This is a genomic window from Staphylococcus sp. HMSC068G11 (genome assembly GCF_001815825.1).
GTDB lineage: Bacteria > Bacillota > Bacilli > Staphylococcales > Staphylococcaceae > Staphylococcus > Staphylococcus epidermidis.
In genome coordinates, this window is record NZ_KV822098.1 from 327,607 (window position 1) to 341,754 (window position 14,148).

Genomic DNA, 14,148 nt, shown 5'->3' on the forward strand with positions numbered 1-14,148 from the left:
TTATGCTTGCTCCTTTTCATCAATAACTTTATAGCTATATTCTTCAATGACTGTATTGGCAAATAACTTTTCACTTAGTGTCGTAATAATATTATCAACAGCTTCGTCAGTTGGTTCATTAACTGTCATATACAAAACTTTACCTACTCGAATGTCATTCACTTGTTCATAACCAAGATCGTGAACTGCTCGGTTTAAAGCTTGTCCTTGTGTATCTAAAACCTGTGGTTGTAAAGTGATATGTAGTTCAATCGTTTTCATTATTTAAGATCCTCCAATTTATTTAAAAATGTTTGATAAGTTTCAATCAGCGAGCCAGTGTTGTTTCTATATACGTCTTTATCAAAGTTAGTATCCGTATTTTTATCCCATATTCTACAAGTGTCAGGAGAGATTTCATCTGCAAGTAAAATTTTTCCACCATTGGTTTTACCAAATTCAACCTTAAAATCTACGAGTCTCAAACTCATTTCATTCATCAATTGAATTAATACTTGGTTAATGTCTTTAGCCATTTGTTTAAGTTGTGTTATTTCTTCATCGTTCGCTATTCCGAGTAATTTTACATGGTCATCAGTAATAAGCGGATCATTAAGTTCATCTTTTTTGTAGAAGAATTCTACTAAAGGTTCTTCAAATTTATGCCCTTTTTTAAAACCAAGACGCTTTGTTATCGAACCAGTGGCAATGTTTCTAACAACTACTTCTAAAGGTATAATATCAACTTGTTGGACGAGTTGTTCTGTTTGTGATAGTTGTTTAATAAAGTGATTGTCAATATGATTATGAGTTAAATAATCAAATATAATAGAAGTAATTTGATTATTTAACTTACCCTTGCCAATCATAGTATCTTTTTTTGCACCGTTTCCTGCTGTTACTTCATCTTTATATTCAACTCGTAATTGACCATCAATATTTGTCGTGAATACTCTTTTAGCTTTACCTTCATATAACAATGACACTTACTTGTCTCTCCCTTCAAATTTCATTAACATATATTGTTCTGTTTGATTGACATCATCCGTCAGTAAAGTCATATGTCCCATTTTTCTATCAGGTTTTCTTTCTTTCTTACCGTAAATGTGAATATGCCAATCTGGGTGTCTGCTAAATTCATTTTCAAGCAAATCCAAATCCCGACCTAATAAATTCATCATTACTGTTGGCTTTAATAATTCAATAGCTTGCGGAAGTTTTTGACCAGTTATGGCTAGAATATGTGTATCAAACTGTGAGTAATCACAAGCTTCTATAGAATAGTGTCCAGAATTATGTGGTCTAGGCGCAATTTCATTTACATATAAGTTATCTTCTTTATCAATAAAGAATTCTACTGTAAAGGTTCCAACAAAATGTATTGCGCGAGTGATTTTCTCAACTTCCTTACGTGCTTCATATTCTTTATCAGTTCTTGCCGGAACGACTGTTTTAAATAATATTTGATTTTGATGCTCATTTTCTTGAAGAGGAAAGTATGTTGTTTGTTGTTCATTTCCAATTGTTACTGTAAGAGATACTTCCTTTTTAATATCGAGATATTGTTCAGCAACACATTCTTGCTTCTCAACTAACAGGTATGCTTCGTCTAATTCCGAATCATCTCTTACCAAAATTTGTCCTTTACCATCATATCCACCAAAACGTGTTTTCACTATGAACGGAAAGCCTAATTTGTCTATGGCTTTTAATAAGTCTTGATTTGTTTGAATTTGTATAAAGGGAACAATTTGAGTATTTGCTTCTAGTAATGTTTGCTTCTCGGTTAGCCTATCTTGTAATAGTTCAATAGCTTGGTAACCTTGAGGAATATGATATAACTGAGTGAGTTTTTTTAATTGTTCAGACGAAATATTTTCAAACTCGTAAGTAACAACATCAGAATTTTCACCTAACTGATTTAAGGCTTGCTCATCATCATAATTTGCATGAATAAACTGATGTGCGACATAGCGACATGGGCAACTTTCATTAGGATCTAAGACAATCACCTTATAACCCATTTTTTGAGCCGACTGAGCCATCATTTTTCCTAACTGCCCTCCGCCAATGATTCCTATTGTCGCGCCAAATTTAAGTTTACTGAAGTTCATTTTGCATTTCCTCCACTTTTGCGACTAAAGATTTTTCATAATTTTCCAAATTATTTTGAACTGATTCATTTGTTATTCCTAACATTCTTGCCGCTAATATCCCAGCATTTTTAGCACCTGATTTTCCAATTGCTGTGGTTGCAACTGGTATACCACCAGGCATTTGGACGATAGATAGTAATGAATCTAAACCTTTTAGACTTTTAGATTCGATTGGTACACCAATCACAGGCAATGTTGTCATGGAAGCTACCATTCCAGGTAAGTGTGCTGCTCCCCCTGCACCGGCAATGATGATATCAAAACCATTTTGACGTGCTTGACGAGCGAAATTGAACATCATTTGAGGCGTACGATGAGCTGAAACGACTTTCTTTTCGTACGGTATTTCAAATTCTTCAAGCATCGAACAACTTTCTTTCATAATTTTCCAATCTGAGGAACTGCCCATAATGACTGCTACTTTCACTTTGTACACCCTTTCGAAACTTTTGGATTGTTATTAGGAATAGTTGTATATTACACATATAGCATAACAATCCATTCGGTATTTTTCAATCAAAAATCGAACTTTAACACTTATTTAAATATTAATTTACGTATTTTGACTATCATTTTCTTTTTGATTAATGTTAAAGTTAAGATATTAATTAACAATTAGGAGGAATTTAAGGTGGTTGCTAAAATTTTAGATGGTAAGCAAATAGCAAAAGAATATAGACAGAGACTTAAAAATCAAGTCAATGAATTAAAAGAACATGGTTTTACTCCAAAATTATCAGTCATACTAGTTGGTAATGATGGTGCAAGCCAAAGTTATGTAAAATCAAAGAAAAAAGCAGCAGAAAAAATTGGAATGATATCTGAAATTGTTCACTTAGACGAATCCACGTCAGAAGAAGAAGTTTTAAGCGAACTTAATCGATTAAACAATGACGATACTGTTAGTGGTATTTTAGTTCAAGTGCCATTACCTAAACAGGTAAGCGAACAAAAAGTACTTGAAACTATCAATCCGAACAAAGATGTAGATGGTTTCCATCCAATAAATATTGGAAAATTGTATATTGATGAGCAAACCTTTGTACCATGTACACCCCTAGGTATTATGGAAATTTTAAAACACGCAGATATTAATTTAGAAGGGAAAAATGCAGTTGTTATTGGTCGTAGTCATATTGTTGGCCAACCTGTTTCAAAGTTATTGTTGCAAGCTAACGCAACTGTTACGATTTTACATTCACGTACAAAAAATATGAATGCACACTTAAAACAAGCAGATGTGATTGTTAGCGCAGTAGGACAACCTGGTTTAGTTACTAAAGAAAATGTTAAAGAAGGCGCAGTAATTATAGATGTTGGTAATACACCTGATGAAAATGGTAAATTAAAAGGAGATGTAGCATATGATGAAGTAAAAGAAATAGCTAGTGCAATTACTCCGGTACCAGGTGGTGTTGGTCCTTTAACTATTACAATGGTACTTAATAACACCCTTCTTGCAGAGAAATTAAGACGTGGCTTAACAAAATAATATCAGTGAAAAAGCCCGTGACATGAATACGTAGTCATGGACTTTTTCTGTATTACTTCCAAACCATAAATGAGTTGAACATAAGTTTATGAGTTGATTTTATTCTATTTTTTCTTTATCAATCATTTAAATATAACAACGAATTTTCGTCTAATTCACAATACTTATTAATTGAGCACTAAACTTCGAATTCAATTTCAGTAAATGTTTTCAAACAATTCACAATTTACATAATCTTTATCAAATTTTCATAAAAAGGATTTAATTTTTATGTTGATTAAGTTATATTAAGACCATAGTATGATGTCGGCAAAATAAAAATAGGGTATATTAAACTTAAATTATAGATGATTCAATAGACGGAGGTTAAGTTATGAACAAATTACTACAGTCATTATCAGCACTTGGAGTTTCAGCTACATTAGTGACACCCAATTTAAATGCAGAAGCCACTACTAATACTGAACCTCAATTAAAAGGTGTTAACGATATCGTTATTGAAAAAGGACAAGAATATAATTTACTTAAAGGCATAAGTGCTTACGATAAAGAAGACGGCGATCTTACTCATAAAATCAAAATTGATGGTCAAGTTGATACATCCAAAGCAGGTAAGTATAAAGTGAAATACCAAGTTACCGATTCTGATGGTGCTGAAAAAACTTCTATAAGAAATATTGAAGTAAAATGAACCTCTCCTCTTAATCACACATAATCTTTGTTTAATTTCTACCTATTATACATTTTAATGAAATATAAATTACGAGAACGTTTATACAAAAATGAATTGTATAAGCGTTTATTTTTGTAATTAGAAATTATTTCATATGGCTATGCATCAGTTAAGAGAACATTCAATCAATAAACTAAAACGATATATCCAACTATTAGCCTACCTAAAATCAGATACATCTTATAGACATATTCTTCTACTTAATTCTTTCTATATAAGATTATATTTTTCTATAAGTAATATTCCTTTTTTGTATCTAATTGATAAGATTTATCAATAATGTGTCGTATTACATGTAATTTTGCTAAATTTGTCTATTTTCACAAAATGTACACATAATTTTAACAAATCTTACAAACCCCGTCATATCTAGGACTAACAGACCTCAATTATATTAATAAATAATTTTTTTTGAACATACTCTTGTAAATATTGTGTAATAAACTAAAATTATTGGTAAGCCCTACATTTGTAGTATTAGGAGGTCAAAAAAAGTGTCAAAATTTAAGTCTTTGCTTCTATTATTTGGCACACTAATTTTACTTAGTGGTTGTTCAAATATAGAAGTTTTTAATGCAAAAGGGCCAGTAGCAAGCAGTCAGAAATTCTTGATTATCTATTCAATAATCTTCATGCTTGTTATTGTTGCTGTAGTGCTTTCCATGTTCGCTATTTTTATTTTTAAATATAGCTACAAAAAGAATAGCGAATCTGGTAAGATGCACCACAATTCTTTAATTGAAACAATTTGGTTTGTGGTACCTATTTTAATCGTAATTGCTTTAGCTATTCCTACAGTTAAAACTTTATACGATTATGAAAAACCACCAGAAAAAGACAAAGATCCACTTGTCGTTTATGCAGTAAGTGCTGGCTATAAATGGTTCTTTGCCTACCCTGATCAACATATTGAAACTGTTAACACATTAACAATTCCTAAAGATCGACCAGTTGTATTCAAGCTTCAATCTATGGATACAATGACAAGCTTCTGGATTCCACAATTAGGTGGTCAGAAATATGCCATGACTGGTATGACTATGAATTGGACTTTAACAGCTGATCAATTAGGTACTTTCAGAGGTCGTAACTCAAACTTCAATGGTGAGGGATTCTCTCGTCAAACATTTAAAGTTCACTCTGTAAGTCAAAATGATTTTGATAAGTGGGTAAAAGAAGCTAAAGGTAAGAAAACTTTAAGTCAAGATACTTTTGATAAGCAACTCTTACCAAGCACTTCTAACAAAGAATTAACATTCAGTGGTACTCATATGGCGTTTGTTGACCCTGCGGCTGATCCAGAGTATATCTTCTACGCTTACAAACGTTACAACTTTGAACAAAAAGATCCTAACTTCACAGCTGAAGAGGATTTATACAAAGATGTAAAAGATAAACCAATCAAACCTGCTCGTAAGGTTCATATAACAAACCCTAACTATGAACGTCATGGTATGAAACCTATGATCCTCGGCAACAATGAAAAATACGATAATGAGTTCAAAAAAGAAGAGGATCATAACTCTAAAGAAATGGAAAAAATTTCTAAGGGAGCAAAAGACGAAAATGCGTCTAAACTTCACAAAAAAGAACACGATGATCATGGAGGTGGACATTAATGAATTTTCCATGGGATCAACTACTAGTTAAAGGAAATTGGATGATTATCTCAGCACAAATTGCTGCGCCATTCTTAGTCATCGGCCTTATAGCAGTTATATCTTATTTCAAATTATGGAAATATCTATATAAAGAATGGTTCACATCCGTAGACCATAAAAAAATCGGTATCATGTATTTAATTTCTGCCGTATTAATGTTCGTTCGTGGTGGTATCGATGCGTTAATGTTACGTACTCAATTAACAATTCCAGATAACAAATTCTTGGAAGCAAACCACTATAATGAAGTATTTACTACGCACGGCGTAATTATGATTATATTTATGGCTATGCCATTTATCTTTGGTTTATGGAATGTTGTTATTCCATTACAACTTGGTGCACGCGATGTTGCCTTCCCTGTAATGAATAACGTTAGTTTCTGGCTATTCTTCGCTGGTATGATTTTATTCAACCTATCATTTATTGTAGGTGGATCACCAGCTGCTGGTTGGACTAACTACGCACCACTTGCTGGTGAATTCAGTCCAGGTCCAGGTGTTAACTATTATTTAATTGCAATTCAAATATCTGGTATCGGATCGTTAATGACTGGTATCAACTTCTTTGTTACGATTCTAAGATGTAAAACGCCAACAATGAAGTTTATGCAAATGCCAATGTTCAGTGTAACAACATTCATTACAACATTAATCGTTATATTAGCATTCCCAGTGTTCACTGTAGCACTTGCTTTAATGACTGCTGATAGAATTTTTGGAACTCAGTTCTTCACTGTAGCAAATGGCGGTATGCCAATGCTTTGGGCAAACTTCTTCTGGGTATGGGGGCACCCTGAAGTTTATATCGTTATTTTGCCAGCATTCGGTATGTACTCAGAAATCATCCCTACTTTTGCCCGTAAACGTTTATTCGGTCATCAAAGTATGATTTGGGCAACTGCAGGTATCGCATTCTTAAGTTTCTTAGTTTGGGTTCACCATTTCTTCACTATGGGTAATGGTGCGTTAATTAACTCATTCTTCTCTATCTCAACAATGTTAATCGGTGTTCCAACCGGAGTTAAACTATTTAACTGGTTGCTCACATTATATAAAGGTAGAATTACATTTGAGTCACCAATGCTATTCTCATTAGCATTCATCCCTAACTTCTTATTAGGTGGGGTTACTGGCGTAATGCTTGCAATGGCATCAGCTGACTATCAATATCACAATACTTATTTCTTAGTAGCTCACTTCCACTATACATTGGTTACTGGTGTAGTATTTGCCTGCTTAGCTGGTTTAATCTTCTGGTATCCAAAAATGATGGGCTACAAGTTAAATGAAACATTAAACAAATGGTGCTTCTGGTTCTTCATGATTGGATTTAACGTTTGTTTCTTACCACAATTCATTCTAGGTTTAGATGGTATGCCACGTCGTCTATACACTTACATGCCTTCTGATGGTTGGTGGTTACTAAACTTCATCTCAACTATCGGTGCAGTATTGATGGCAATTGGATTCTTATTCCTAGTTGCAAGTATCGTTTATAGTCATATCAAAGCTCCACGTGAAGCTACTGGAGATAACTGGGATGGACTTGGTCGTACTTTAGAGTGGTCTACAGCATCAGCTATTCCACCTAAATACAACTTTGCTATCACTCCTGATTGGAATGACTACGATACATTCGTTGATATGAAGGAACATGGTCGTCATTATTTAGACAACCATAACTACAAAGATATTCATATGCCAAACAATACTCCAGTAGGATTCTGGATGGGTATATTTATGACTATTGGTGGTTTCTTCTTAATCTTCGAATCTATTGTTCCAGCACTTATCTGTTTAGCAGGTATCTTCATTACTATGATTTGGAGAAGTTTCCAAATTGATCATGGTTACCACATCCCTGCTTCAGAAGTTGCAGAAACTGAAGCTCGTTTAAGAGAAGCTCGAATTAAAGAAAGGGAGGCTGTAAGTCATGAGTCATGATGCAAATACTATTGATTCTCGTACACACGAAGGCGAATTAAATAAACTTGGCTTTTGGATTTTCCTTACAGCTGAATTTGCGTTATTCGGTACCCTATTTGCAACGTTATTAACGTTACAACATGGTGGCGGATATGGTGGTAAATTAACTACCGATTTATTCGAATTACATTTGATTTTAATAATGACTTTTGCATTATTAATTAGTTCTTATACTTGTGGTATTGCAATTTACTACATGCGACAAGAAAAGCAAAACTTAATGATGTTTTGGATGATTATCACAGTTATCCTAGGTCTTGTATTCGTAGGTTTTGAAATTTACGAATTCGCACACTATGCTTCTGAAGGTGTTAACCCAACTATTGGCTCCTTCTGGTCTAGTTTCTTTATATTACTAGGTACGCACGGTGCACACGTATCATTAGGTATTGTTTGGGTTATTTGTTTGTTAATTCAAATCGGAACTCGTGGTTTGGATTCATACAATGCTCCTAAATTATTTATAGTAAGTTTATACTGGCACTTCCTAGATGTTGTTTGGGTCTTCATCTTTACTGCCGTATATATGATAGGGATGGTGTATAGCGGATGAATACAATCGTAAAACATACAGTAGGTTTTATTGCTTCTATCGTACTAACGCTTTTAGCAGTTTTTGTAACTCTATACACTAATATGACATTCCATGCTAAGGTAACTATCATCTTTGGTTTTGCTTTCATTCAAGCTGCCCTTCAATTATTAATGTTCATGCATTTAACTGAAGGTAAAGATGGACGTTTACAATCGTTCAAAGTTATCTTTGCAATTATCATTACTTTAGTAACTGTTATCGGAACATACTGGGTAATGCAAGGTGGACACTCTTCTCACTTATAAAGATGAGTTTTCCAAGGTTGATTTCAATAAAGAATGAATTTGAATATATTTGTTCTTTATTGATTCATTTCCACCTTATATGTAAAGAGCCTGAGACTTTTAAGTCTCAGGCTCTTTTTATATCGTAACAATCCCATACCATGTTATGCTTTAATTATTACGATATACGGAGATGATGATATGTCTATTCCCATTATAATTGATACAGATCCTGGTATAGATGATGCTACAGCAATTAGTATCGCACTGTCACACCCTCAATTTGACGTTAAAATGATATCAACTGTGAATGGTAATGTAGGTATTGAGAAAACGACGGCAAATGCACTAAAGCTTAAAAAGTTTTTTAATAGTTCTGTTCCTGTACATAGAGGCGCATCCCAACCATTGATTAATGACATTTTTGGAGCTACATCAATTCATGGTGAGTCTGGTATGGATGGTTACAATTTTCCACAAATAAATCAAGATGATTTAACATCGATTCATGCAGTTGAAGCAATGAAAAATCTATTAGTAAATACTCAAGAACCTTTAACCTTGATTGCCATAGGTCCACTTACAAATATTGCTATTCTATTAACTAGTTATCCTGAAGTTCAACCATTTATTAAGGAAATTGTTTTAATGGGTGGTAGTACCGGTAGAGGCAATGTAACGCCTTTAGCTGAATTTAATATATATTGTGATCCAGAAGCTGCTCAAATTGTATTTAACTCTGGATTACCTTTGACTATGATTGGTCTTGATTTGGCTCGTGAAGCATTGTTTACTCACCATTTTGTAAAAGACTTCAAAGATACAAATGCAACTTCAAGCATGTTATATAATTTATTTCAGCACTATAAGAGTGAAGATTTTGATATAGGATTCAAATTATACGATGTATTCACTATATTATATTTGTTGGATCCAGAAGCCTTTAATGTCAAGGAGGCGTATACTCAAATAGAATTAAGTGGCAACTTTACAAGAGGAGCCACAGTGGTAGATTTTAATACGGAGTATCCCAATTGTACAGTTGTTTTAAGTCCTGTTGAAAGACAGTATGAGGATTTATTCTTAAACGCCCTTTCTTATTGTAAATAATTAAATTGCAATTTGAATGTTATTTTATTAATCATATAACAAATGCCCGGTTACACTTCACATTGAAGTCCCGGGCATTCGTTATATATAATTTATTGAAGACTAACCTTGTAAATAAAAAATAACGAGTCTAATCCATTATTAACAAAATTACAATTACTCAACTTTAACACCTGCTGTATTATAAGGCTTTTTCTGGTCAAGAATATTATAGAAAATATGTCTCATTTTGTTTTCATTACTTACTAATCCAGGTGTATTACTTACATTCGTCCCTAAAATGACAATATAACGATCATTAAAGTAAACAGTAAATATTTGACCAAAGAATACCCCGTTGACTCTATTTAAATACGGAGTTATGTAAAAACCATATCTATATTCTTCTGGATATTCTTGAGTCCCAAATTCATGTAAAATAGGTCGAGTTTGACGCGCATTAAAGATTTTATTTTGTTGCAATGTATAAATTAATTTGCCCATATCATGTGGCGTCATATATAAATTACCAGCTCCATAATATTGATCTAATATATTAGGTTTAAGGAATGAAAAAGTATTATTTTTAAACTTATAACCTTTTGCCATCTCACTTTGAAGAGGTTTTTCGTCATAAAAAGCAGTATGTTTGAGATTATATTTATTACCTAATCGTTCATAATAATTTTTAACATATGGTTTTCCAGTAACATTTTCAATAACTTTAGCTAAAACTAAATAATTAGCATCATTATACTGATGCTTATGATAAACTGTATCATCAATACCTCGAGCTTGAATTGCTCTAACAGCTTGTTCTAAATTTTTGATATTAGTTGAAGCTTCATATTTATATAGTCCACTTTTATGTAACATTAAATCTTTAATTGTAATTTCTTTATTTGTTTTAAACCAAGGAATATATTTAGTGACTGAATCTTGCAAATTCACTTTATTTTCGACTTCAAGTTGTTTTAGCATTAAACCTGTTGTAAATTTTTGCGCTGATCCTATTAAATACATTGTATTTGCAGTGTTCTTTTTACCTTTCTCTATATCTTGATAACCGTATCCTTTATTCATTTTCACTTTTCCATTATCAAATACAGCTACAGTTCCATTAAATTGAGTTTTTTCTAAATATTTGTTTATCGATTTAGAAATGGGATCTTTTTTATCATATTTAGTTTTTAGTTTTTTAGGCTTCTCAACAGTCTTATCTCTCTTTTCAATATAATTCGTATTTCCACTTTCTTGACTTAACGTTTGTTTTTTTAATTCTAGGTGTCTTGTCCATTCAACACCTAATATACCTATTGACACGACTAAAGTTAATAATACGATAATAAAAAATACGATTTTAAATTTATTTAATTTCATCTTTATTGTTTGCCTCACACTTTAATGTCTTAAAATTTTTTGACTATTCACATCATATGTCAATATATCATTCGTTATCATTTTTAAGGTTAAACCCCAAAATACTTGAATAAATAATTACCTGATGAGATATCTAAAATAAATGCTTATATATTTTGCTAGCTAAAATGGTAATGACTTTTTTATTTAATCACACGACTACACTTAACCGATTAGAAAGTTTTAAATATTTTAACTGTAAATTCATAATACTCTGGTTATCTTTGACATATCCAGTTACTTTTAATAATTTCAATGCAACTAATATTATGATATTCATAACGTCAATGAATACACATACTTGTTCAAGAACGTTATAATATATCTAACTACTATGTTAATTAATAAATACTTTTTTGATTATCAGATTTAAGATTCGTAATTAAAGAATATTACTTACATATATATTTTATGAACAACTAATCCGTCTGCGCTTTGTTATAACAATGTTTATAGCTATTAAGCTAAAGTTTATTATAACTTAAAGCCATAAACAAATCACTTTAATTAGATAATACACTTATTTAAAAATAAATCTATAGTACTTTGGTACTATATGAAAATTAAGTTAAGCAATAAGTTGTTTAACTCAATGTTATAATCATTCATCAATAATATTTTGTAATAATAAAATGTTGATGAGAGTTGTAATTTGATTAATAAAGTAATACAATTTAAGGCTATAGTGTACTTAATAAATCATAACTTTTTATGTATCAATCATTTGTGAAATATTTAAAATTTAACTAGGAGTACTAACAATGAACAAATTTTTAAAATATTTTTTAATATTATTATCTTTTGGTCTCCTCGTTGTTCCAATTATTTTTGCTACTCAATTATATCAAAGTTCAGAATCTGCATTTGAGTCATCTCAAAACACTAAAGATTCTCAACGAAAGTCTACTTTAAGAGATACAAAAGTTGATCCTGAAAAACAACCTATATCAATTTTATTCTTAGGTATAGACGATAATGAAGGTAGAGAAAAAAACGGGCAAAGTGTAGAACATTCTAGGTCAGATGCTATGATATTATCTACTTTTAATCAGAAAAATCATCAAATAAGAATGCTAAGCATACCTAGAGATACAATCAGTTATATACCTAAAGTTGGCTATTACGATAAAATAACACATGCGCATGCATATGGTGGACCTCTTGCTGCTATGGATTCAGTTGAAGCAACAATGAATGTACCGGTAGATTATTATGTGCGTATTAATATGAAAGCCTTTGTTGAAGCAGTTGATGAATTAGGTGGTATATATTATGACGTACCGTATAATCTAAATGAACCTAACAGTGATGATACTGGTAGAATTAAAATCAAAAAAGGATACCAAAAGTTAAACGGCGACCAAGCATTAGCTGTAGCTCGAACTCGACATCATGATTCAGACCTTAAACGTGGTCAAAGACAAATGGAACTTATTAAAATATTGTTCCAAAAAGCTCAAAATTTAAATTCTATAGATAAACTTGACAATGTTATTAGTATTGTAGGGAAAAATGCTAAACATAATTTAACTCAGAAAGAAATTAAGTCTCTAGCAAAAATGTATCTTGGTGGTAACACTGAAATTAAAACATCACAACTTAAAGGTAAGGATGACTACTTAAATGATATATACTATTACCACCCAAGCGTAAAAAGTATTATGGAATATTCAAATCTTTTACGTAATGATTTAGGTTTATCTAAAATAACAAACAAAAACGATTTCTTAGATCAAAGAGTCATTAAACGATATGGTTCACTCGTACCCCTAACAGAATTAGATGAAGACTTATTACGTAAGAACCAAAAGGAATCGACTGATAGTCAGAAAGAGTCTTCTTCATCATCACAAAATAATGATGAAGAAGATCAAACTAACGAACAAACAGACCAAAATACTTTAAACGGGAACGAGCAGTATCCAAATCAACAATACAACAATCAGAACAATGGTGAAAATGGTATGATAAATAATGACAATTATCCTTACGCACAATAAAAGCTATATAAACTTATGTGGTAAATATACTTAAAAGGAGCGCAAATATGAGTCGTAAAACATATGAAAAAATTGCTAGTATAAATGGTATGTTCAACGTACTTGAACAACAAATCATTCATAGTAAAGATATGGCATTATTTAGGAATGAATTTTTCTATGTAAACCATGAACACAGAGAAAATTATGAAGCGCTTTTGATCTACTACAAGGATAGTTTAGATAATCCCGTTGTAGATGGCGCATGCTACATTCTTGCTTTACCTGAAATATTTAATAAGGTTGATGTGTTTGAGTCTGATTTACCTTTTACCTGGGTTTATGATGAAAATGGGCTCACTGATACCATGAAGAGTATCAGTGTCCCCCTTCAATATCTTATTGCAGCCGCTTTGGAAGTGACTGATGTAAATATATTTAAGCCTTCAGGTTTTACTATGGGCATGAACAATTGGAATATTGCCCAATTACGTATTTTTTGGCAATACTGCGCTATCGTTAGAAAAGAGGCTTTATAATACTATCAATTAGTAATAAACGTATCGTTTTTTAATTCTTTGGTTTATAAATTATATATTTTTCTAATTATCAGAGTGAGGTTAGGACATAATTCCTAACAAAATAGCCAGTAAATGAGTTTTTTGTAAATTCATTTACTGGCTTCTTTATTTATAATACTTCGTATTGTTGGCTCGCTTTCTTAGGGGACAGCTTCAGTCTGTAGTCTTCAACTTGTCTTGTTCCCTCAAGAGTCTCGCCAAAATATTTTGCCTTTACCATGTAATTTAACATTGAAATACTTTCAAAAATAA

Annotated in this window: 14 protein-coding genes; 9 read left to right on the forward strand and 5 right to left on the reverse strand. The window is 31.9% G+C overall.

The window, feature by feature from the left end; translation table 11 throughout:
• Genes purS through purE form a run of 4 tightly spaced genes read right to left on the reverse strand, consistent with a single transcriptional unit; the run spans position 1 to position 2,562 of the window.
• Positions 1-261 carry a phosphoribosylformylglycinamidine synthase subunit PurS gene (gene purS / locus HMPREF3058_RS09705; protein ID WP_002446149.1) on the reverse strand — a complete coding sequence of 87 codons (261 nt, stop codon included), beginning with the start codon at positions 259-261 and terminating at the stop codon, positions 1-3.
• Positions 261-965, reverse strand: a complete 705-nt coding sequence (gene purC, locus HMPREF3058_RS09710) for a phosphoribosylaminoimidazolesuccinocarboxamide synthase (protein ID WP_002491656.1) — start codon at positions 963-965, stop codon at positions 261-263. The genes purS and purC overlap by 1 nt, the downstream gene beginning before the upstream one ends.
• Positions 966-2,093: a 5-(carboxyamino)imidazole ribonucleotide synthase gene (gene purK, locus HMPREF3058_RS09715; RefSeq protein ID WP_002491617.1), complete on the reverse strand. Its 1,128-nt coding sequence runs from the start codon at positions 2,091-2,093 to the stop codon at positions 966-968. It lies immediately after the preceding gene.
• A complete protein-coding gene (gene purE, locus HMPREF3058_RS09720; RefSeq protein ID WP_002457464.1) occupies positions 2,080-2,562 on the reverse strand; it encodes a 5-(carboxyamino)imidazole ribonucleotide mutase in 483 nt (160 codons plus the stop codon). Before purE ends, purK begins: the two co-directional genes overlap by 14 nt.
• Before the next feature lie 204 nt (positions 2,563-2,766).
• Between purE and folD the strand changes: the two genes are divergently transcribed.
• The 7 genes from folD to rihC all read left to right on the forward strand — a co-directional run bounded on the left by folD (position 2,767) and on the right by rihC (position 9,938).
• Positions 2,767-3,627 (forward strand): bifunctional methylenetetrahydrofolate dehydrogenase/methenyltetrahydrofolate cyclohydrolase FolD, encoded by an 861-nt coding sequence (gene folD, locus HMPREF3058_RS09725; RefSeq protein ID WP_002486581.1) that lies wholly within the window; start codon positions 2,767-2,769, stop codon positions 3,625-3,627.
• A gap of 373 nt (positions 3,628-4,000) precedes the next feature.
• Complete coding sequence (locus HMPREF3058_RS09730; RefSeq protein WP_001831741.1) at positions 4,001-4,318, forward strand: DUF5011 domain-containing protein; 318 nt, start codon at positions 4,001-4,003, stop codon at positions 4,316-4,318.
• A gap of 536 nt (positions 4,319-4,854) precedes the next feature.
• Complete coding sequence (gene qoxA / locus HMPREF3058_RS09735; RefSeq protein WP_001831736.1) at positions 4,855-5,979, forward strand: cytochrome aa3 quinol oxidase subunit II; 1,125 nt, start codon at positions 4,855-4,857, stop codon at positions 5,977-5,979.
• Entirely contained in the window at positions 5,979-7,967 is a 1,989-nt protein-coding gene (gene qoxB, locus HMPREF3058_RS09740; protein WP_001831713.1) for a cytochrome aa3 quinol oxidase subunit I, read from the forward strand. The genes qoxA and qoxB overlap by 1 nt, the downstream gene beginning before the upstream one ends.
• Positions 7,957-8,562, forward strand: a complete 606-nt coding sequence (qoxC, locus tag HMPREF3058_RS09745) for a cytochrome aa3 quinol oxidase subunit III (RefSeq protein ID WP_001831738.1) — start codon at positions 7,957-7,959, stop codon at positions 8,560-8,562. Before qoxB ends, qoxC begins: the two co-directional genes overlap by 11 nt.
• Positions 8,559-8,849 (forward strand): cytochrome aa3 quinol oxidase subunit IV, encoded by a 291-nt coding sequence (gene qoxD, locus HMPREF3058_RS09750; protein ID WP_001831700.1) that lies wholly within the window; start codon positions 8,559-8,561, stop codon positions 8,847-8,849. Before qoxC ends, qoxD begins: the two co-directional genes overlap by 4 nt.
• A 180-nt stretch (positions 8,850-9,029) precedes the next feature.
• Positions 9,030-9,938 carry a ribonucleoside hydrolase RihC gene (rihC, locus tag HMPREF3058_RS09755; RefSeq protein ID WP_002486588.1) on the forward strand — a complete coding sequence of 303 codons (909 nt, stop codon included), beginning with the start codon at positions 9,030-9,032 and terminating at the stop codon, positions 9,936-9,938.
• Positions 9,939-10,094: 156 nt separating this feature from the next.
• Here rihC and HMPREF3058_RS09760 read toward each other — a convergent pair whose 3' ends face one another.
• Positions 10,095-11,297 carry a serine hydrolase domain-containing protein gene (locus tag HMPREF3058_RS09760; protein WP_002486583.1) on the reverse strand — a complete coding sequence of 401 codons (1,203 nt, stop codon included), beginning with the start codon at positions 11,295-11,297 and terminating at the stop codon, positions 10,095-10,097.
• 800 nt (positions 11,298-12,097) lie between these two features.
• Here HMPREF3058_RS09760 and HMPREF3058_RS09765 point away from each other — a divergent pair.
• Positions 12,098-13,336 (forward strand): LCP family protein, encoded by a 1,239-nt coding sequence (locus HMPREF3058_RS09765; RefSeq protein WP_002499354.1) that lies wholly within the window; start codon positions 12,098-12,100, stop codon positions 13,334-13,336.
• A gap of 47 nt (positions 13,337-13,383) precedes the next feature.
• Positions 13,384-13,854, forward strand: a complete 471-nt coding sequence (locus tag HMPREF3058_RS09770) for a DUF2538 family protein (RefSeq protein ID WP_002458054.1) — start codon at positions 13,384-13,386, stop codon at positions 13,852-13,854.
• Positions 13,855-14,148 lie beyond the last annotated feature (294 nt).